Source organism: Frondihabitans sp. 762G35, from assembly GCF_002074055.1.
In the GTDB taxonomy this organism is placed as follows: domain Bacteria; phylum Actinomycetota; class Actinomycetes; order Actinomycetales; family Microbacteriaceae; genus Frondihabitans.
In genome coordinates this window covers 3,391,800-3,409,251 of sequence record NZ_CP014619.1, presented here as the reverse complement: position 1 = coordinate 3,409,251, position 17,452 = coordinate 3,391,800, and the positions used below count along the sequence as shown (strand labels likewise).

The following is a 17,452-nucleotide window of genomic DNA, read 5'->3' as shown; positions in this document are numbered from 1 at the left end:
TGTTTCTCTCGCTTCTTCACTCGGCGTCGGGCCGCCACTTGTCAACAGGGTTGCTCACAGGGTTATCCACCGCTCAGCAAGCCTGGCCCCGAGGCTCGAACGTCGCCGTTGCCCCGGTTCTCGGGGTGATCGCGTCCGAGACTGCTCCACCTTAGTTCGACACGGCGGACGAAACGCAACCGGAGTTTTCCCCACTGTGGATAATGGTCGTTTTGCCCGGCGTTTGACCGACGCGCCCGGGTCGCGTAGTTTTAACCAGTTGATTTCAGTCGATTCGGGCTGACAAGACTTTCCTGGACTGCGGCACCTGGCTCGGTCCTTTTCCTTGGAGACGAAACCGTGAGCAAGAGAACCTTCCAGCCGAACAACCGCCGCCGCGCCAAGAAGCACGGCTTCCGCGCCCGCATGCGCACCCGCGCCGGCCGTGCCATCCTCGCCGCCCGCCGCGGCAAGGGCCGCACCGAGCTGTCCGCGTAGCCTCGACGTCGAGTCGAGCCGCTGAGTCGAGGTTCAGGTGTTGGCACGAGCCAACCGGATCGTTCGCGCAGACGACTACCGAAACACCGTGCGTCGTGGCCGCAAGTCGGCCACGGCGCACTGTGTCGTTTACGTGAGGCGACGTCCGGAGGGCTCCGGCCCCGAGGATCCTGCGCCCCGCTTCGGGTTCATCGTCGCCAAGACGGTGGGCAACGCGGTCGTCCGCAACACCGTCCGTCGTCGACTCAAGGCCGTGGCGCACGACCGACTGCCTTTTCTCCCTCCGAGAACAGACGTCGTGATCCGCTCCCTGCCAGGCAGTATCGGAGTTCCGTGGTCTACCCTGCTCGAAGAGATCACGGGAGTCATCGACAAGGGTGTGCTGAGTTCGAAAGAAGTGAAGGCGTGAGGCGTGTAGTCCAGGTTCTGGTGCTCCTTCCGCGCAACGTCTGCGTGGCGCTCCTGCGCGCGTACCGAGCCACCGTCTCCCCGCTCTACGGCGATGTCTGCCGCTACTACCCGTCGTGCTCGCGCTACGCCCTCGAGGCGATCCAGCAGCACGGTGCCGCCAAGGGCATCGCCCTCGGCAGCTGGCGCCTCGCCCGCTGCCACCCCTGGGCGAAGGGCGGCATCGACGATGTCCCCGAGCCGAACCACCACCGTTACGCCGTTGCTCGCAGCGGATTCGTGACCCCCCGTCTCGCAAACGTTCACAGCCACGGAAAGGCCTGACCAGCATGGACATTCTCGGATTCGTCGGCACTATATTGTGGCCGATCCGCTGGGTGGTCGAGGCGATCCTCGTCGCCTGGCACTTCGTTCTCGAGGGCCTCGGCCTGGCGCCCGACGCGGGTGTGACGTGGGTGCTGTCGATCGTGCTGCTCACGATCATCGTCCGCGTCGCCCTCATCCCCATCTTCGTGCGGCAGATCAAGAACCAGCGCCGGATGATGGAGGTCGCCCCGCAGCTGAAGAAGATCCAGGACAAGTACAAGGGCAAGAAAGACCAGTTCTCCCGCGAGGCCATGTCGCGCGAGACGATGGCCCTCTACAAGGAGACCGGGACCAACCCGCTCTCGTCGTGCCTGCCCCTGCTCATCCAGATGCCGGTGTTCTTCTCCCTCTACACCGTGCTGCACAACGCGCAGACCGGCAAGATCGGCATCGGCCTCCTCAACAAGTCGCTCTCCGATTCCTTCGCCAAGGCCGAGCTGCTCGGAGCGCCCCTGCACGAGACCTTCACGACGGCGACCACCTGGCACGTTCAGGTCATCGCCGGCGCGATGATCATCCTGATGACGGCATCGCAGTTCTACACGCAGCTGCAGCTCACCTCCAAGAACATGTCGCCCGAGACCAAGGCGAGCCCGATGTACAAGCAGCAGAAGATGCTCCTGTACGTGCTCCCCCTCGTCTTCCTCTTCTCCGGTCTGTCGTTCCCCCTCGGCGTCATGTTCTACTGGCTGGCCTCCAACTTCTGGACCCTCGGTCAGCAGTACGTCGTCATCCGCAACTCCCCCACGCCCGGCAGCGACGCGGCTCTTGCCCGCGAGGCCCGACTGGCGAAGAAGCAGCAGGAGAAGGAGGCCCGTCGCGGTGTCTCCGGCGGTGGCCTCAAGTCCCTCACCGAGGTGACCGTGACCGAGATCGAGACCCCGAAGCGCGTCACCACGCAGCGCAGCCAGCCCGTGGGTAAGTCGCGCGCCAAGAAGCAGAACGGACAGGCCCGATGAGCTCCGCCGAGACCGAGAACTCCGTCGACCACGTCGACACCGTCGAGACGCAGGAGCCCCTGACCGACGCGTCTTCTACGACGAACGCGCCCCTGGCAGGCGAGGGCGAGTCGACCGTCGAGGACTCTTCCGGTGACGAACCCGATGCCGATGCCGACAGCGAGTCGGACCTCGACGAGGGCGACATCGCGGCCGACTACATCGAGGAGCTCCTCGACATCCTCGACCTCGACGGCGACATCGACATCGAGACGCGGGGCGGTCGCTCCTACATCTCCGTCGACTCCTCCGGGGAGAACGACCTCCGCCTCCTGTCGAAGCCGGACACCGTGACGGCCCTGCAGGAGCTGACCCGTATCGCGGTCCAGACGCGCACCGGTGAGTTCTCCCGGCTCATCCTCGACGTCGGTGGCTCGCGGGCCACTCGTGAGCAGGAATTGATGCTCCTGGTTGACCGGGCCGTCGAGAAGCTCGAAGAGGGTTCGACCGCGGCGGCGCTGCCCCCGATGTCGTCGTACGAGCGGAAGCTGGTGCACGACATCGTCTCGGAGCGCGGCTTCGTGTCGGAGTCCGAGGGCGAAGGGCGCGACCGTCACACGGTCGTCCGTCGCGCTTAGTCATCGTCGGATGTCAATTCTTCATATCGCCCGATGACCACCTCCCCCGCTGATCTCGAGGTCGAGCCGGCTGCCGCCGCGACCCTCTTCGGAGACCGGATCGACGTCGTCCGCCAGTACACCCGCGACCTCGCCCAGTACGGGGAGGAGCTCGGCCTCATCGGCCCGCTGGAGCTGCCCCGGCTGTGGACGCGCCACGTCATCAACAGCGGGCTTCTCGCGCCTCTTCTCATGGCTGGGCGGGTCGGAGACATCGGCTCCGGAGCGGGCCTCCCCGGGCTCGTCCTCGCGGCGGCCCGGCCCGATGCCATGCTGATCCTGATCGAGCCGATGGAGCGTCGCACCGACTGGCTGCGGTCCGAGGCGGATCGCCTGGGTCTCACCAACGTCGAGGTGCTGCGTGCACGTGCCGAGGACGCGGAGATCTCGCCCTGGCTCGATCAGGCAACTGCTCGAGCCGTCAGTGCGCTCTCGAAGCTCATTCCGCTGACGGTCCCGCTCGTCCGCACGGGTGGCGAGTTGCTGTTCCTGAAGGGCTCCCGTGTCGAGGACGAAGTGGCGGCGGCCCGCAAGGTGATCGCTCGGAACCACCTCACGAACGTCGAGGTCCTTGAGCTCGGCGTCGGTCTCGTCGACGAAACCACTCGGGTTTTTCGGGCTACAGTTGATTGACTTGCGGCGAGTGACACCTTCTTTCTGAGGAGCGCTCCACTCGGCCGTTTCACGTGAAACATGGCGATTCGGAGACGTATCCGGTGAGTAGACCTTCAGACGTCGACGGGTCTCAGGGTGGGGCAGGAGCCTCGTCCACTTCCTCCACGACATTCGACGCGACCACTCCCCTTGCCCGCGAACTCGCCGACCTGACGCGGCGCCGCGAGGCACTGCGCATCGACTCCCTCCCCCGCCCGGAGAAGACACGCGTGATCACCGTGTCGAACCAGAAGGGTGGCGTCGGCAAGACGACCTCCACGGTCAATCTGGCAGCCGGCCTGGCTCGCAACGGTGCTCGTGTGCTCGTCATCGATCTCGATCCTCAGGGGAACGCCTCGACCGCGCTCGGTGTCGAACACCGTGCGGAGACGGCCAGTGTCTACGACGTGGTCGTGGGCGAATCCGCCATCGCCGACGTGATCCAGAAGAGCCCCGAGTTCGACGCTCTCTACTGCGTGCCGTCGACGATCCATCTCGCCGGCGCCGAGATCGAACTCGTATCGCTCGTCGCCCGGGAGCAGCGACTCCGGACCGCCCTCGATCTCTTCCTGCAGACCACTGCGGAGCGCGACGAACGGTTCGACTACGTCTTCATCGACTGCCCGCCGTCCCTCGGGCTCTTGACCATCAACGCCTTTGTGGCGGCACAAGAGGTTTTGATCCCGATCCAGTGTGAGTACTACGCCCTGGAGGGTCTGAGTCAGCTGCTGCGCAACATCCAGCTGATCGAGAAGCACCTCAATCCGGTGCTCACCGTGTCGAGCATCCTGCTGACCATGTACGACGGACGGACGAACCTCTCGCAGCAGGTCGCAGCGGACGTGCGCGAGCACTTCCCCAAGGAGGTGCTGAAGACGATGATCCCGCGGTCCGTGCGCATTAGCGAGGCGCCGGGCTACGGGCAGACCGTGATCAGCTACGACACCAACTCCCCCGGATCGCTCTCGTATCTCGAGGCGGCCGCCGAACTTGCACACCGAGGAGCGCCCCAGTAATGGCAACCAAACGAACCGGACTCGGCCGCGGCATCGGCGCCCTCATCCCCGTGCAGGACGAGACGCAGGGACGCCCCGTGGACGTCTTCTTCCCGTCGCGCGAGCAGACGGCGGAGGACCTCGTCGCCGTCCCCGGGGCGAGACTGGCGAGTCTCAATCCCCTCGACATCGTGCCGAATGCGCACCAGCCCCGCACGGAGTTCCGCGAGGAGGAGCTGAGCGAGCTCGTCGCGTCCATCCGCGAGGTGGGGCTCCTGCAGCCCATCGTCGTGCGTCCCCTCAAGGCGCCCGTCGCCGGAGGCCCGCAGTACGAGCTGGTCATGGGCGAGCGTCGGTTGCGCGCCACCAAGGAGCTCGGCCTCGCCACGATCCCGGCACTCGTCAAGGACACCGCGGACGACGCCATGCTCCGCGACGCCCTGCTGGAGAACCTTCACCGTGCGCAGCTCAACCCGCTGGAAGAAGCCTCCGCCTATCAGCAACTTCTCGCGGATTTCGGCATCACGCAGGAGGAACTGGCCGGCCGGATCGGCCGCAGCCGCCCGCAGGTGACCAACACCCTGCGTTTGCTGCGCCTCCCCTCCCCCGTGCAGCGTCGCGTGGCCTCAGGAGTTCTGTCGGCCGGTCACGCCCGCGCCATCCTGTCCGTCGGTGACGCCGCAGGTATGGAGCGTCTCGCCGACAAGATCGTCAACGAGGATCTCTCCGTCCGGGCGGCCGAGGCGGCTGCCGCGGGCCTCACCCTGAAAGACAAACGGCCCGCCAAGACGACGTCCGGGGCCACCCAGGGTCACCTGTCCGACGTGGCCGAGCGCCTCGGCGACCGGTTCGACACCCGGGTCAAGGTGACGCTCGGGGCGCGGAAGGGTTCGATCACGATCGACTTCGCTTCCATCGGTGATCTGAACCGTATTCTGGGCGAGATGGGGCAGGATCCCTTCGGCGTCGCCTGAACGCAGGAGACACGGGGTGACGGGACGCTTTCGGGCAGCCGTCGCCCCGTTTCTGCGTCATGGGCCCCAGCACAAGTGGCCTCTGATCTAGTCATACGTGCGAGAGCAGGGCCCAGAAGCGATCTGAGCGTGCTGAGGGACGTTTCTGAGATCGGCAACGGAGCCACAGATGGCGACGGAGGGCCGATTCGGTCGTGTTTCACGTGAAACATCGTCGTTGCCCAGCAAGCTGGCCCGTAGGAGCCGCGACCTACGCCTCGTGGTCGAGGATGGCGCGCTGCGCCAACTCCGCGTAGACCCAGCCGAGGTCGTATCCGGCCGCCTCGAGCGCGATCGGCACCAGAGACGTCTCCGTCAGTCCGGGAAGTACGTTGACCTCGAGGAACCAGGGGGTGCCGGCGGCGTCGACGATGATGTCGACGCGCGACAGGTGACGCAGACCGAGCGCGGTGTGCGCGGCCACCGCCGCCTCCGCAACTCCTGCGCTGACCGTTTCGTCGAGGCGCGCCGGAGTGAAGAAGCGGGTCTCCCCCGCGTTGTAGCGCGCCTCGAAACCGTAGAAGCCGGACGTCGGTACGATCTCGACGGCCGGGAGAGCGACGGGGCCGTCGCCGGTGTCGAGAACACCGACGGCGACCTCGGTGCCGACGATCTTCTGCTCGACGATGACGTCCTCGCAGTAGGTGTAGGCGTCGACCATCGCCCGCGGGAGTGCGGACGCGTCGTCCACGACGGTGACGCCCTGGGCGGACCCGCCGCGGGCGGGCTTCACGACGACCGGGACCGGGTGCTCGTCGGAGATGGCCTGCAAGACACTGACCGCTCCGAGTTCGCGGAAGGCGTCGTGCGAGAGGGTGATGCTCCGCGGCGTTCGTATGCCTGCACGAGCGACGAGCGCTTTGGCCGTCGGCTTGTCCCAGGCGAGGCGCGCCGCGGTGGCACGCGACCCGACGAAGGGGATGTCGAGCGCCTCGAGGAGTCCGCGCAGTGCGCCGTCCTCCCCGCTCGCACCGTGGAGGGCAGGCCAGATGACGTCGGGCTGGGTGTCGCGCAGGTGACCGAGCAGGCTGGCGTCCGGGTCGCGGAGCTCGACCGAGAGGCCGTGGGCGACGAGGCTGTCGGCTACGCGACGACCGGACCGGAGGGAGACGTCGCGCTCGTGGCTGATCCCGCCCGCGAGGACGACGACGGAGCGGACGGCGGCGGAATCGGGCGTGATGGAGGTCATCTGGAGCTTCGCTCCCTCTCGGTGTCGGTGCAGGGTGGGATCGACGCGCTGAGATCGACGCTCAGTCCACGAAGTAGATAAAAGTCCTGATCAGAGGATGTTCGGAGGAGGCGTGGTGACGCTCGGCCGAGTGGGTACCGGTGCCGTGAGGGCCGCACCGGAGAAGGTCCGCAGCAGATCGAGCTCGCCGTTGATGACGGTCGCGAGACGAGCGATGCCGGTGCGGATGAACTCGGGCGTCGGATAGCAGAACGAGAGACGCATGTTCTGACGACCCCCGCCGTCGGCGAAGAAGGCGGTGCCGGGCGTGTAGGCCACGAGCTCCTTCACGGCGCGGGGGAGCATCGCCTTCGAGTCGAGCTCTTCGGGGAGCGTGACCCACACGAAGAAGCCACCGTCGGGCTTCGTCCAGGACAGCGACGGGAGGTACTCCCCCAGTGCGCTGAGCATCGCATCGCGGCGCTCGGCGTAGAGGAGACGGAACCGGTCGATCTGTCCGCGCCAATCGGCCTGGTCGAGGTACTCGGTGATGACGAACTGCCCGAACGAGTTGGGCGACAGGGTCGCGGACTCGTTGGCCAGGATGAGCTTCTCGCGGATGGCGTGCGGGGCGAGAGCCCAGCCGACGCGGAACCCGGGCGCGAGGGTCTTCGAGAAGGAGCCGAGGTAGATGACACCCTCGTCGTCGACGGAGCGCATCGCCTGGGGCGCCGGCTTGTCGAAGGCCAGGAGACCGTAGGGGTTGTCCTCCAGGACGAGGATGCCGTGGGAGCGGCAGATGTCGAGGATCTCGAGCCGACGGGACCAGGAGAGCGTGACTCCTGCTGGGTTGTGGAAATTCGGGATCGTGTAGAGGAACTTGATCGTCCGCCCCTCCGCCTCGAGGGCGGCTATGCGCTGGCGGAGCGCCTCGGGGATCAGGCCGTCGTCGTCCATCTCGACGTGCGCCACATCGGCCTGGTAGGCCCGGAAGACCCCCAGGGCCCCGACGTAGCTCGGCGACTCGGCCAGGACGACGTCGCCCGGGTTGATGAAGAGACGGGTGACGAGGTCGAGGGCCTGCTGCGAGCCGGTCGTGACGACGACGTTGTCGGCGCTCCCCCGGATGCCCTCCATCGCCATGATCTGCATGATGTGCTCGCGGATCGCGGGTGTGCCCTGGCCCGAGCCGTACTGGAGGGCCATGGCCCCGTTGTCGTGCATGACCTTCTCGATCGAGCCCATGACCATCTCGCGCGGCAGCGCAGACACGAACGGCATCCCCCCGGCCAGGGAGACGACCTCGGGACGCGAGGCGACGGCGAACAGGGCCCGCACCTCGGAGGCGCTGAGGCCTGCCGTGCGGTCTGCGTAGCTGTCGTACCACGGATCGAGGTTGGTGCCCTGGTTGGTCATGAGGAGCCTTCCGGAAGTTCGTTCAAGAGTAGGGGAAAAGGTCGTGTTAACAGAGAAAGCCCGCCCAGCGTGGATGCTGGGCGGGCTCTCGATGCGTTCGTCTACGCCAGGAAGTCCGCCAGGTCGGCCTCGAGGGCCGGCTTGGGCTTGGCGCCGATGACGGTCTTGACGACCTCGCCACCGCGGTAGACCTTCATCGCGGGGATGGAGGTGATCTGGTACTTCATCGCGGTCTGCGGGTTGTCGTCGACGTTGAGCTTGACGATCTTGATCTTGTCGCTGTGCTCGGCCGCGATCTGGTCGAGGATCGGGGAGACGGCGCGGCACGGGCCGCACCACTCGGCCCAGAAGTCGACGAGGATCGTCTCGTCGGAGTTCAGGACATCCTGCTCGAAGGTGGCGTCGGTGACGGCGGTGGCGGTGCTCATGGGGTTCCCCTTTCGTGGAGAGTCAGACGTTCGTGAAGCGAGGTGGTGACGGTGCTCAGCGAGCCGAGGCGGTGACGGGCTCGGCCGGCTCGGCGCCCAGGGCCTGGTCCAAGACCGACTTGTCGAGGCCGGCGAGGTAGTGCTCGGCGTCGAGGGCCGCGACCGTTCCTGATCCGGCAGCCGTGATGGCCTGTCGGTAGGTCACGTCGATGACGTCTCCCGCGGCGAACACACCGGGGAGGTTCGTCTTCGACGAGCGCCCCTCGACGGCGACGGTGCCCTCCGAGGTGAGGTCGAGCTGGCCGTGGACCAGGTGGACGCGGGGGTCGTTGCCGATCGCGATGAACAGACCCTCGAGGTCGAGAGTGGACTCGGAGCCGTCGACCGTGTCGGTGAGGACGACGCCGGTCGCCTTCTCGTCGCCGGTGATACCCGTGACCGTCTTGTTCCAGAGGAACTCGATCTTCTCGTTGTCGAAAGCGCGGTCCTGCATGATCTTGGACGCGCGCAGGGTGTCGCCGCGGTGGATCACGTAGACCTTCGTGGCGAAGCGCGTGAGGAAGGTGGCCTCCTCCATCGCCGAGTCGCCGCCGCCCACGACCGCGATCTCCTTCTGCTTGAAGAAGAAGCCGTCGCAGGTGGCGCACCAGCTGACACCGCGACCGGAGAGGCGCTCCTCGTCGGCGATGCCGAGCTTGCGGTAGGCCGAACCGGTCGCGTAGATGACCGTGAGGGCCTCCTCCACGACGCCGCTGCCGAGGGTGACCTTCTTGACGTCGCCCGCGAGGTCGACGCTGACGACGTCGTCGAGCAGCACCTCGGCGCCGAACTTCTCCGCCTGCTCCTGCATCTTGAACATGAGCTCCGGGCCCTGGAGGCCGTCGGGGAATCCGGGGAAGTTCTCGATCTCGGTGGTCTTCATGAGCTCGCCGCCCGCTTCGACCGAGCTCGCGACGACAAGGGGGCGGAGCCCGGCGCGACCCGCATAGATCGCAGCGGTGTAACCGGCCGGGCCGGAACCGATGATGATGACCTGACGCATGGGGCACCTTTCTGAAGAACTGTCCGGCGGACCGTCGGGCCTGCCTGTGCGGTGAAACACATCCTAACTTCCGCTTATTCCTGGCGCCCCGGGTGTTCCCAGGCGGGCGCCGTCAGCTCCGACGGAGGCGCCGCAGGACGGGTCGCGTCATGGCCGAGAGCTCGGGGATCCGCGCGGCCGTCAGGAGGACGACGTACACGGCGGCCATGACGACTCCAGCGATCACGACGGTGATGATGGCGGGCACGCGGCCCGAAAGCCCGAAGCCTTCAGCGTCGTAACCTCCCAGACCGGATACGACGAGGATGCCGACGACCCCGGCCACGAGCGAGAAGACGAGGTACTGGATGTGGCGGCGAGCCACCCAGCGGCCATCGATGCCGCCGATGCGGCGGTGGACCAGCACGAGGGCGACGACGGTCTGCGCGCTCCCGGCGATCGAGGTGACCACGGCGACGGCGACCGCGATGTGCTGCGGCGGCACGGTGATCGCGCAGACGAGCATGCCCACGACGCCGACGCCCGACTGGACGAGCTGCATGAAGAAGACCGTGCGCTGCTCGTGGAAGGCGAAGAAGACCCGCTGGAGGACGAACAGCATGCTGAAGAGGATCAGACCGGGGAGGTACGCGAGGATCACGTGCGCCATCGCCGCGACGCCGGAGAAGGTGGCTTCATAGAAGCGCGCGAACGGGTAGGCCACCACCGCCAGCGCCACCGCCGAGAAGACGATGAAGAGGCCGATCGCGCGGAGCGACTCCGACAGATTGTTCCGGACGGCGCGCAGGTCGCCCCGGTCGGCGTCCGCCGTCATGCTCGTGAAGTACGCCGTCGCGATGGACACCGCCACGATGCCGTGCGGCAGCATGAAGATGAGCCAGGCGTTCGCGAGGGTGGCGTTCGAGGCGCCGATGTCGGTGCCGAGCGACGCGACGCGGCTCTGCACGATGCCGGCGAGCTGGGTCACCAGGATGAGGGCGAACATCCAGCCCGCGGCGCGCCCGGTGTCGCGGAGTCCGACGCCGCGCCACTTCCAGTCGAGGCGGAAGGTGAGTCCGGCCTTTTTCCAGAACAGAAGCAGGAACGCCGCCTGCGCCGCGACGCCGAGCGTGGCCGTGCCCGCGAGGACGACGATGCGGCCCGGGGTCCAGTTCGCGACGAGCGAGTTGTGGCCCGCTCCCCCGAACAGCAGCATGAACACCACGAGCCCGAGGATCGACACGACGTTGTTGATCACGGGAGCCCACGTGAAAGGTCCGAAGATCTGGCGCGCGTTGAGGATCTCGCTGAGCAGCGAGTACACGGCGTAGAAGAAGATCTGCGGGAGGCACCAGTACGCGAAGGCGGTGGCGAGGGCGATGGCACCGGGCGAGAAGCCGCGGCCCCCTGCTCCTGCGGACGAGGCGTAGACGTTGACCAGGATCGGGGCGCCGATGACCGCGACGAGGGTTACCACCGCGAACACGGCGGTCCCGAGGGTGACGACCTTGTTGATGTAGCGCTGGCCGCCGTCGCTGTGCCGGGCCGCCTTGACGATCTGCGGCACCAGGACGGCGCTGAGCAGCCCTCCGGCGACGAGCGCGTAGATGTTGTTGGGGAGCTGGTTGGAGAGGGCGAACGCGTCGGCGGCCCCGCTGAAGGCCTGTCCGATGGCGGCGGCGAGCACGGCCGTCTTCGCGAAGCCCAGAACGCGCGACACCACGGTGCCGCTCGCCAGCAGGGCGCTCGCTCGGCCGAGGCTCCGCTGCACGGGGACGGAGGCGGTGGGCGGATCCGGGTTCTCGGCTCCGACGGGATCGACGACGGTCACGACGCGACCTCCGACGAGGTTCCGCCGGATCCGGTCGCCGCGCCGCCGTCGCTGTCGCTCTCCCCCGCCGCGGCCCTGCGCGAGCGCTGCCGGCGGCGGAGGCTCCGGTAGATGCCGCCGCCGAAGATGATCACCACGGCCACGCCGAAGATCAGCGTGATCGCGGTCTCCCAGCCGGCGCGCACGTTGATCGCGACCTGCGAAGGGCTGGAGATCGCCTCGCCGGTCCTGCTGGTCAGGCTCAGCGTGAGATTCACCTTGCCGTTGGCCACGGACTGCACCGGCACGGTGATGCGCTGCTGCGACTTGGGCTGCACGGTGATCGAGATGACGCTCTTCTCGATGTTGAGGTTGTAGTTCGACGGCACGACGCGGAGGTAGATGACGGCCGAGGAGGCGGTGTCGTTCTGCACCATGACGGGAAGCGACGAGCGGTCGCCCAGCACGTTGATGTCGCTCCCCCGCACCACCCGCACCTGCGTGACGGTCTTCGCGACCGACGCCTGGAACTTCGCGATCTCGGTGCGGAGCCCGTCGCCGTTGTCGGACCACGACGTCGACGAGAGGGCGAGCATCCGCAGCCTCTCGCGGCTGGTGACGACCTGCGGCTGGGAGAGCGCCGTGGCGAAGCGCGTCAGGTCGGAGTCGGACGAGACCAGGGGGCGCAGGAGCTCGACCCGCGACGCCGACGCCTTCTTGGACGACAGCGTCGTCGTGGTGGGGCTCGTGGCCACGGCCTGCCGCATCGTCGCGCTCGACGCCCAGGGGAGCTTCGCCAGCTCGGTGAGCGTGTCGTCGAGGCGGGAGCCCGTGGTCGCCCAGTTGCGCGGCACGGTGGCGAACAGGGTCCGAGCGTCGCTGGGACGCTCGTGGCTGAGCGTGGCGAGCTGGGCGGAGAGCTCCGCGACGTCGCTCTTCCACTCGTCGGGCGTGCCGGCGGTGGAGGCCTCGCGGAGCAGGTCGGAGAGGGTGTCGTCCGAGACGAGCGCCGCCTGCGACCCGATGCGCACGGAGGCGTTCTCGGTGGCGCCGTCGGTGCTCTTCACGTTGTCGCTCGAGAGGATCGTCGTCTTCACGCCGCTCGAGGCGAACACCGGGAGGTCGGCGCTGCTCACCGTGTCGTCGAGAGGCCAGGCGACGGACTGGATCGTGTACGGGAACGCCAGGAGCGACTCGGTCGTCGGGACCGTCGTGGCGGGCGAGCCCGTGGGTGCGGGAGTCGCCGCAGGAGTCGCGGAGCGGGTCGGGGAGGTCGCCCCCGGGGCTCCTGCGGTCGCCCCGCCGCTCGGCCCGATCGTCGGCGTGACGGGCGTGTAGGAGTCCGGCTCCGCCTTCAGCTGGGTGGCGATGGCGTCGGAGAAGTCGACCGGGGTCGGGATGCGCGTGGCTCCCGCCTGGCGCAGCGCCGAGAGGTCGGAGTCGCCGTACGCCAGGGCGAAGGTCTCGTTCGGAACGCGCTCCAGCCGGTTCAGCCACGCGAGGGCCGAGGGCGGCGCCACGTTGCCGAGGATGCGGATGGAGGCGAGGATCATCGGGTCTATGCCGATGGCGACATGTTTGCCGCGGACGGCCTCGAGCTCCTGCGTCAGGATGCCGTTGCGCGACGTGTAGGAGGCGAGCGCCTCGCTCGAGACGAGTCCGCTCGTGCTCTCGGGGACGGTGAGGGGCACGGCGACGCCGAGGCGCGTGGCCTGGAAGCTGTCGTTCGGGTAGTAGACGACGCTCGAGTGCTGCTCCGTGAGAGGCGAGCCGGCGACGCTGTAGCGGGCGCCGAAGGCCTTGGCGCCCCAGTCGCTGCCGTTCAGCTGGAGGCTCGACGACGGAATCGTGACGGAGATCGGCGTGCTCGTGGCGCCGGCCCGGATGGCGGGGACCTCGGTGGTGATCATGAACGCTCCGAGGGCGTCGGTCGTCGTGTCGTCGGGGCGGGCGAACCAGGCCTCGAGCTGCGACCGGCTGGAGAAGGTCTGGCGGTCGAGGTAGAGGCGCACGACTCCGGCGTCGAGGGCCGTGTCGGTGCCGTTCCGGATCGTGACCGTCGTGGTGAGGTCGGCGCCCTCGGCGACGACGCCGTTGTTCGCCGGAGCGAGCGAGACGGTGACCGCGTCGGCGGCGGTCGTCGACGAGGTCGAGCCGGACGAGGAGCTCGGCGACGGCGTGGCGGTCGCGGCGGTCGCGGCCGCGCCCGGCATGCCGGCGACGAGGGCGACGGCGGCCAGGGCGGAGACGGCGAACGCGGGAAGGATTCTCATAGGCGAAGGGCGCGGAAACGACGGTCGTCGCGAGCCGGGCATAGCGAGTCTAGGGAATGACGGCGAAGAAGCCTGGGCACCGGGCCTGTGGCAAGCTAATGCGTCATGGATACCGTCGCTTCGGCCGTCGCGCGGCTCGACCGGCTGGCGGCCACTCCCCGCGTCTCGAAGCTCGCTCTCGCCTTCCAGGCGGCGGGTCACGAGCTCGCCCTCGTCGGCGGCCCGGTCCGCGACGCGTTCCTCGGTCGGCCCGTCAACGACCTCGACTTCACCACGAGCGCCACTCCCGATGAGATCCTGGAAGTGGTCGTGCCGATCGCCGACTCGCACTGGGAGGTCGGCCGCGCCTTCGGCACCATCGCCGCGCGCGTCGACCGCGAGACCGTCGAGATCACCACCTACCGCAGCGACGTCTACGACGGCGAGACCCGCAAGCCCGTCGTCGAGTTCGGCGACACCCTGGAGGGCGACCTCGTCCGCCGCGACTTCACGGTCAACTCCATGGCGCTCCGCCTGCCCGAGAAGGTCCTGGTCGATCCTCGCGGCGGTGTCGAGCACCTCCTGGCCGGCGTCCTCGACACGCCGGGCCTCGCCGTCGACTCCTTCCGCGACGATCCCCTCCGCATGATGAGGGCCGCCCGGTTCACCGCCCAGCTCGGGTTCACGGTGTCCGACGCGGTCCGAGAGGCGATGACGGAGCGCGCGTCGACGCTCGGGATCGTCAGCGTCGAACGGGTGAACGACGAGCTGTCCAAGCTCCTGAAGACGAGCGACCCCGTCCCGGGCATCCGGCTGCTCGTCGAGACCGGTATCGCCGAGCTCGTGCTGCCGGAGCTGCCGGCGATGATCCTGGAGAAGGACGAGCACCACCACCACAAGGACGTCTACGAGCACAGCCTGACCGTGCTCCGCCAGGCGATCGACTACGAGGCCGAGCGGCACCCCGGGGAGGCGCCCGACCTGATCCTGCGGCTCGCCGCCCTCCTCCACGACTGCGGAAAGCCCGCCACACGGCGGCTGGAACCGGGTGGTGTGGTTACTTTCCACCACCACGACGTGGTCGGCGCCAAGCTCGCGAAGAAGCGCCTCAAGGCGCTGCGCTTCGACAACGACACGATCGCGTCGGTCTACCGGCTGATCGAGCTGCACCTGAGGTTCTTCGGCTACACCGAGGGTGCCTGGACCGACTCCGCCGTCCGCCGCTACGTGCGCGACGCCGGCGACCAGCTCGAACGCCTCCACATGCTCACGCGCGCCGACGTCACGACGCGCAACCGCCGCAAGGCCGACCGCCTGGGCTTCGCCTACGACGACCTCGAGGAGCGCATCGCGACCCTCCGGGAGCAGGAGCAGCTCGACTCCCTCCGACCCGACCTCGACGGAGTGCAGATCCAGAGCGTCCTCGGCATCGGACCGTCGCGCGAGGTCGGGGAGGCGTACCGCTTCCTGCTGGAGCTGCGCACGGAGGAGGGCCCGCTCGGCGAGGAGGAGGCCACCCGTCGCCTCCTGGACTGGTGGTCCTCCCGCTGAGCGGGTATCCTTGGAAGGTTGCTCCCACAGCTCGCGCTCGCCGCGGGCGTTCCCGGGGGCACGATGCCACGACCCTCCTGTCGCAGACCGTCTGCGACCGTTAAGTCCGAAGGAGGTGGGTTAGACATGCATCAGTACGAATTGATGGTGATCCTTGACCCCGAGATCGATGAGCGCACCGTCGCTCCGAGCTTGGACAAGTTCCTCAACGTCATCCGCAACGATGGCGGCACCGTCGACAACGTCGACATCTGGGGCCGCCGCCGCCTCGCCTACGAGATCGCGAAGAAGAGCGAGGGCATCTACGCCGTCGTCAACCTGACCGCGACCCCCGCCGCGACCGTCGAGCTCGACCGCCAGCTGGGCCTCTCCGAGGCCGTGCTGCGCACGAAGGTCCTGCGCGCCGAAGAGGGCATCGAGATGGTCGCCAAGGCCAAGAAGCTCGCCGACGAGAAGGCCGCCCGCAAGGCCGCCGCTCCCGCCAAGGCGCCCGCCGCCGCTCCTGCCGCCGCTCCCGCAGCGACGAGCGCGGAGTAGCCCGTGGCCGGCGAAACCGTCATCACCGTCGTGGGCAACCTGACCAGCGACCCGGAGCTGCGCTACACGCAGAACGGTCTCGCGGTCGCGAACTTCACGATCGCGTCGACCCCCCGCACGTTCGACCGCGCGTCGAACGAGTGGAAGGACGGCGAGGCGCTCTTCCTGCGTGCCAGTGTGTGGCGCGAGTTCGCCGAGCACGTCGCCGCCTCGCTGACGAAGGGCTCCCGCGTCATGGCGCAGGGTCGCCTGAAGCAGCGCTCCTACGAGACCAAAGAGGGCGAGAAGCGCACCTCGATGGAGCTCGAGATCGACGAGATCGGCCCCTCGCTCCGCTACGCCACCGCGCAGGTCACCCGCGCCTCCTCGTCTCGCGACGGTGGGGCGGCCGGATCCTTCGGCGGCAACCGCGGGTCGGCTCCTGTCGGCCCCGGTGCCGGTCAGGGCAGCGGCAACGGCGGCGGTCAGGCCGAGGAGCCGTGGGGTCAGCCCGCGTCGACCGGGGGCAACACGTCCTCCGGTGACGTCTGGAACACCCCGGGCGGCGGAACCTACAACGACGAGACCCCCTTCTAGGTCTCGAACCACTCTTCTTATTTACTGAAAGCAGAAAACAATGGCTGGAAAGAGCAGCGGCGACCGCCGCAAGCCCCTCCGCGGAAAGGGCGGCAAGAACGCCGCTCCCGCGAAGGCGATCCGCGTCGGCGTCATCGACTACAAAGACGTCGCGACCCTCCGCAAGTTCATCTCCGAGCGTGGAAAGATCCGCGCCCGCCGCATCACCGGTGTCTCCGTCCAGGAGCAGCGGCTCATCGCCCGTGCCGTGAAGAACGCCCGTGAGATGGCGCTCCTCCCCTACGCCGGCTCCGGCCGCTGATCCGCTAGGGAGTAGCGAATGTCCAAGGTAATCCTGATCCACGAGGTCTCCGGCCTCGGCTCCGCCGGTGATGTCATCGACGTCAAGAACGGCTACGCGCGCAACTACCTCATCCCCCAGGGATTCGGTGTCGCCTGGTCCCGCGGTGGCGAGAAGCAGGTCGAGCAGATCCGCTCGGCTCGCAACGCCCGCGAGCTCAAGACGATCGAGGAGGCGAAAGACATGAAGGCCCGCCTCGAGGCCGTCAAGATCACGCTTCCGGTCAAGACCGGCACCGGCGGACGCCTCTTCGGCTCCGTCAAGCCGGCCGACGTCGCCAACGCCGTCTCGGCGCAGGGCGTCGGAACGATCGACAAGCGCAAGGTCGAGATCACGTCCGCGATCAAGCTGACCGGTGAGCACGAAGCCACCGTCCGCCTGCGCGAGGACGTCGTCGCGACGATCGCCCTCCTGGTGGTCTCCGCCAAGTAACACCCCTTTCCGATAGCGGTGGATGCGTGCATCCACCGCTATCGGTGTTTAAGGCCCGCAGGAGGCGCTGTGGACGGCGTCGTCTACTGCCGCTGCGCAGTGGCTGTCAAGTGTTTTGTACACAGGTGTCACCTCCGCGACTCAACCTTCAACCCTCGATTCAACGAACTTTCCCCACAGAGGGTGTGGACGAAGAAAAGCCCGGTCAGAATCACCTTCGGTGCTGAATTTTCTTTCTTGTCCACAGTCTTGTCCACAGTTATCCCCAGACTTCCCCGGCGTTTCTCCCACGTTGTCCACACCTTCATCCACAGGGCCGTTTGGCCGTTCGGGGGTGGTGTCCCTAGGGTGTGACAGCGCCCATCGGACGGGTGCGGAGAAGCCGTTCGGGCA

Annotated in this window: 19 protein-coding genes; 13 read left to right on the top strand and 6 right to left on the bottom strand. The window is 67.8% G+C overall.

The window, feature by feature from the left end:
* Positions 1–339: 339 nt before the first annotated feature.
* From rpmH to AS850_RS16125, 8 genes are all read left to right on the top strand, one after another.
* Complete coding sequence (gene rpmH / locus AS850_RS16160) at positions 340–477, top strand: 50S ribosomal protein L34 (RefSeq protein WP_043595303.1); 138 nt, start codon at positions 340–342, stop codon at positions 475–477.
* A 37-nt stretch (positions 478–514) separates the two neighbouring features.
* A complete protein-coding gene (rnpA, locus tag AS850_RS16155) occupies positions 515–886 on the top strand; it encodes a ribonuclease P protein component (protein WP_119870044.1) in 372 nt (123 codons plus the stop codon).
* Positions 883–1,209, top strand: coding sequence for a membrane protein insertion efficiency factor YidD (gene yidD, locus AS850_RS16150; protein ID WP_119870043.1), 327 nt, complete (start codon positions 883–885; stop codon positions 1,207–1,209). Before rnpA ends, yidD begins: the two co-directional genes overlap by 4 nt.
* A 5-nt stretch (positions 1,210–1,214) precedes the next feature.
* Positions 1,215–2,210 carry a membrane protein insertase YidC gene (yidC, locus tag AS850_RS16145; protein ID WP_119870042.1) on the top strand — a complete coding sequence of 332 codons (996 nt, stop codon included), beginning with the start codon at positions 1,215–1,217 and terminating at the stop codon, positions 2,208–2,210.
* A 59-nt stretch (positions 2,211–2,269) separates the two neighbouring features.
* The gene (locus AS850_RS16140) at positions 2,270–2,827 is read left to right on the top strand and encodes a Jag family protein (RefSeq protein WP_442856913.1); all 558 of its coding nucleotides are present in this window, start codon (positions 2,270–2,272) and stop codon (positions 2,825–2,827) included.
* Between the two features lie 33 nt (positions 2,828–2,860).
* Positions 2,861–3,499, top strand: coding sequence for a 16S rRNA (guanine(527)-N(7))-methyltransferase RsmG (gene rsmG / locus AS850_RS16135; protein ID WP_119870040.1), 639 nt, complete (start codon positions 2,861–2,863; stop codon positions 3,497–3,499).
* Between the two features lie 191 nt (positions 3,500–3,690).
* A complete protein-coding gene (locus AS850_RS16130) occupies positions 3,691–4,536 on the top strand; it encodes a ParA family protein (RefSeq protein WP_173795240.1) in 846 nt (281 codons plus the stop codon).
* A complete protein-coding gene (locus AS850_RS16125) occupies positions 4,536–5,489 on the top strand; it encodes a ParB/RepB/Spo0J family partition protein (RefSeq protein ID WP_119870038.1) in 954 nt (317 codons plus the stop codon). The genes AS850_RS16130 and AS850_RS16125 overlap by 1 nt, the downstream gene beginning before the upstream one ends.
* 250 nt (positions 5,490–5,739) lie before the next feature.
* Here AS850_RS16125 and AS850_RS16120 read toward each other — a convergent pair whose 3' ends face one another.
* From AS850_RS16120 to AS850_RS16620, 6 genes are all read right to left on the bottom strand, one after another.
* Positions 5,740–6,717, bottom strand: coding sequence for a D-alanine--D-alanine ligase family protein (locus tag AS850_RS16120; RefSeq protein WP_119870037.1), 978 nt, complete (start codon positions 6,715–6,717; stop codon positions 5,740–5,742).
* 90 nt (positions 6,718–6,807) lie between these two features.
* Positions 6,808–8,112 carry an aminotransferase-like domain-containing protein gene (locus tag AS850_RS16115; protein WP_119870036.1) on the bottom strand — a complete coding sequence of 435 codons (1,305 nt, stop codon included), beginning with the start codon at positions 8,110–8,112 and terminating at the stop codon, positions 6,808–6,810.
* A 101-nt stretch (positions 8,113–8,213) separates the two neighbouring features.
* A complete protein-coding gene (trxA, locus tag AS850_RS16110) occupies positions 8,214–8,540 on the bottom strand; it encodes a thioredoxin (protein WP_119870035.1) in 327 nt (108 codons plus the stop codon).
* A gap of 55 nt (positions 8,541–8,595) precedes the next feature.
* Positions 8,596–9,582: a thioredoxin-disulfide reductase gene (gene trxB / locus AS850_RS16105; protein WP_119870034.1), complete on the bottom strand. Its 987-nt coding sequence runs from the start codon at positions 9,580–9,582 to the stop codon at positions 8,596–8,598.
* A gap of 112 nt (positions 9,583–9,694) precedes the next feature.
* Entirely contained in the window at positions 9,695–11,392 is a 1,698-nt protein-coding gene (murJ, locus tag AS850_RS16625) for a murein biosynthesis integral membrane protein MurJ (protein WP_164088498.1), read from the bottom strand.
* Positions 11,389–13,644 (bottom strand): DUF6049 family protein, encoded by a 2,256-nt coding sequence (locus AS850_RS16620; protein ID WP_164088497.1) that lies wholly within the window; start codon positions 13,642–13,644, stop codon positions 11,389–11,391. The genes murJ and AS850_RS16620 overlap by 4 nt, the downstream gene beginning before the upstream one ends.
* A 105-nt stretch (positions 13,645–13,749) precedes the next feature.
* Here AS850_RS16620 and AS850_RS16095 point away from each other — a divergent pair, with 105 nt between their 5' ends.
* The 5 genes from AS850_RS16095 to rplI all read left to right on the top strand — a co-directional run bounded on the left by AS850_RS16095 (position 13,750) and on the right by rplI (position 17,059).
* Complete coding sequence (locus AS850_RS16095; RefSeq protein WP_119870033.1) at positions 13,750–15,174, top strand: CCA tRNA nucleotidyltransferase; 1,425 nt, start codon at positions 13,750–13,752, stop codon at positions 15,172–15,174.
* Positions 15,175–15,300: 126 nt separating this feature from the next.
* The gene (gene rpsF / locus AS850_RS16090; protein WP_119870032.1) at positions 15,301–15,711 is read left to right on the top strand and encodes a 30S ribosomal protein S6; all 411 of its coding nucleotides are present in this window, start codon (positions 15,301–15,303) and stop codon (positions 15,709–15,711) included.
* A 3-nt stretch (positions 15,712–15,714) separates the two neighbouring features.
* Positions 15,715–16,287, top strand: a complete 573-nt coding sequence (locus tag AS850_RS16085; RefSeq protein WP_119870031.1) for a single-stranded DNA-binding protein — start codon at positions 15,715–15,717, stop codon at positions 16,285–16,287.
* Positions 16,288–16,327: 40 nt separating this feature from the next.
* Complete coding sequence (gene rpsR / locus AS850_RS16080) at positions 16,328–16,588, top strand: 30S ribosomal protein S18 (RefSeq protein WP_055964231.1); 261 nt, start codon at positions 16,328–16,330, stop codon at positions 16,586–16,588.
* An 18-nt stretch (positions 16,589–16,606) separates the two neighbouring features.
* Positions 16,607–17,059: a 50S ribosomal protein L9 gene (gene rplI / locus AS850_RS16075; RefSeq protein WP_119870030.1), complete on the top strand. Its 453-nt coding sequence runs from the start codon at positions 16,607–16,609 to the stop codon at positions 17,057–17,059.
* Positions 17,060–17,452: the final 393 nt, after the last annotated feature.

What these genes read in the sequence shown, in the direction of transcription:
- rpsR (WP_055964231.1), top strand. Translation starts at nt 16,328, where the DNA reads ATGGCTGGAAAGAGCAGCGGCGACCGCCGCAAGCCCCTCCGCGGAAAG.
- AS850_RS16115 (WP_119870036.1), bottom strand. Translation starts at nt 8,112, where the DNA reads ATGACCAACCAGGGCACCAACCTCGATCCGTGGTACGACAGCTACGCA.
- rplI (WP_119870030.1), top strand. Translation starts at nt 16,607, where the DNA reads ATGTCCAAGGTAATCCTGATCCACGAGGTCTCCGGCCTCGGCTCCGCC.
- yidC (WP_119870042.1), top strand. Translation starts at nt 1,215, where the DNA reads ATGGACATTCTCGGATTCGTCGGCACTATATTGTGGCCGATCCGCTGG.
- AS850_RS16125 (WP_119870038.1), top strand. Translation starts at nt 4,536, where the DNA reads ATGGCAACCAAACGAACCGGACTCGGCCGCGGCATCGGCGCCCTCATC.
- AS850_RS16120 (WP_119870037.1), bottom strand. Translation starts at nt 6,717, where the DNA reads ATGACCTCCATCACGCCCGATTCCGCCGCCGTCCGCTCCGTCGTCGTC.
- AS850_RS16620 (WP_164088497.1), bottom strand. Translation starts at nt 13,644, where the DNA reads ATGAGAATCCTTCCCGCGTTCGCCGTCTCCGCCCTGGCCGCCGTCGCC.
- rpsF (WP_119870032.1), top strand. Translation starts at nt 15,301, where the DNA reads ATGCATCAGTACGAATTGATGGTGATCCTTGACCCCGAGATCGATGAG.
- trxA (WP_119870035.1), bottom strand. Translation starts at nt 8,540, where the DNA reads ATGAGCACCGCCACCGCCGTCACCGACGCCACCTTCGAGCAGGATGTC.
- rsmG (WP_119870040.1), top strand. Translation starts at nt 2,861, where the DNA reads ATGACCACCTCCCCCGCTGATCTCGAGGTCGAGCCGGCTGCCGCCGCG.
- AS850_RS16095 (WP_119870033.1), top strand. Translation starts at nt 13,750, where the DNA reads ATGGATACCGTCGCTTCGGCCGTCGCGCGGCTCGACCGGCTGGCGGCC.
- trxB (WP_119870034.1), bottom strand. Translation starts at nt 9,582, where the DNA reads ATGCGTCAGGTCATCATCATCGGTTCCGGCCCGGCCGGTTACACCGCT.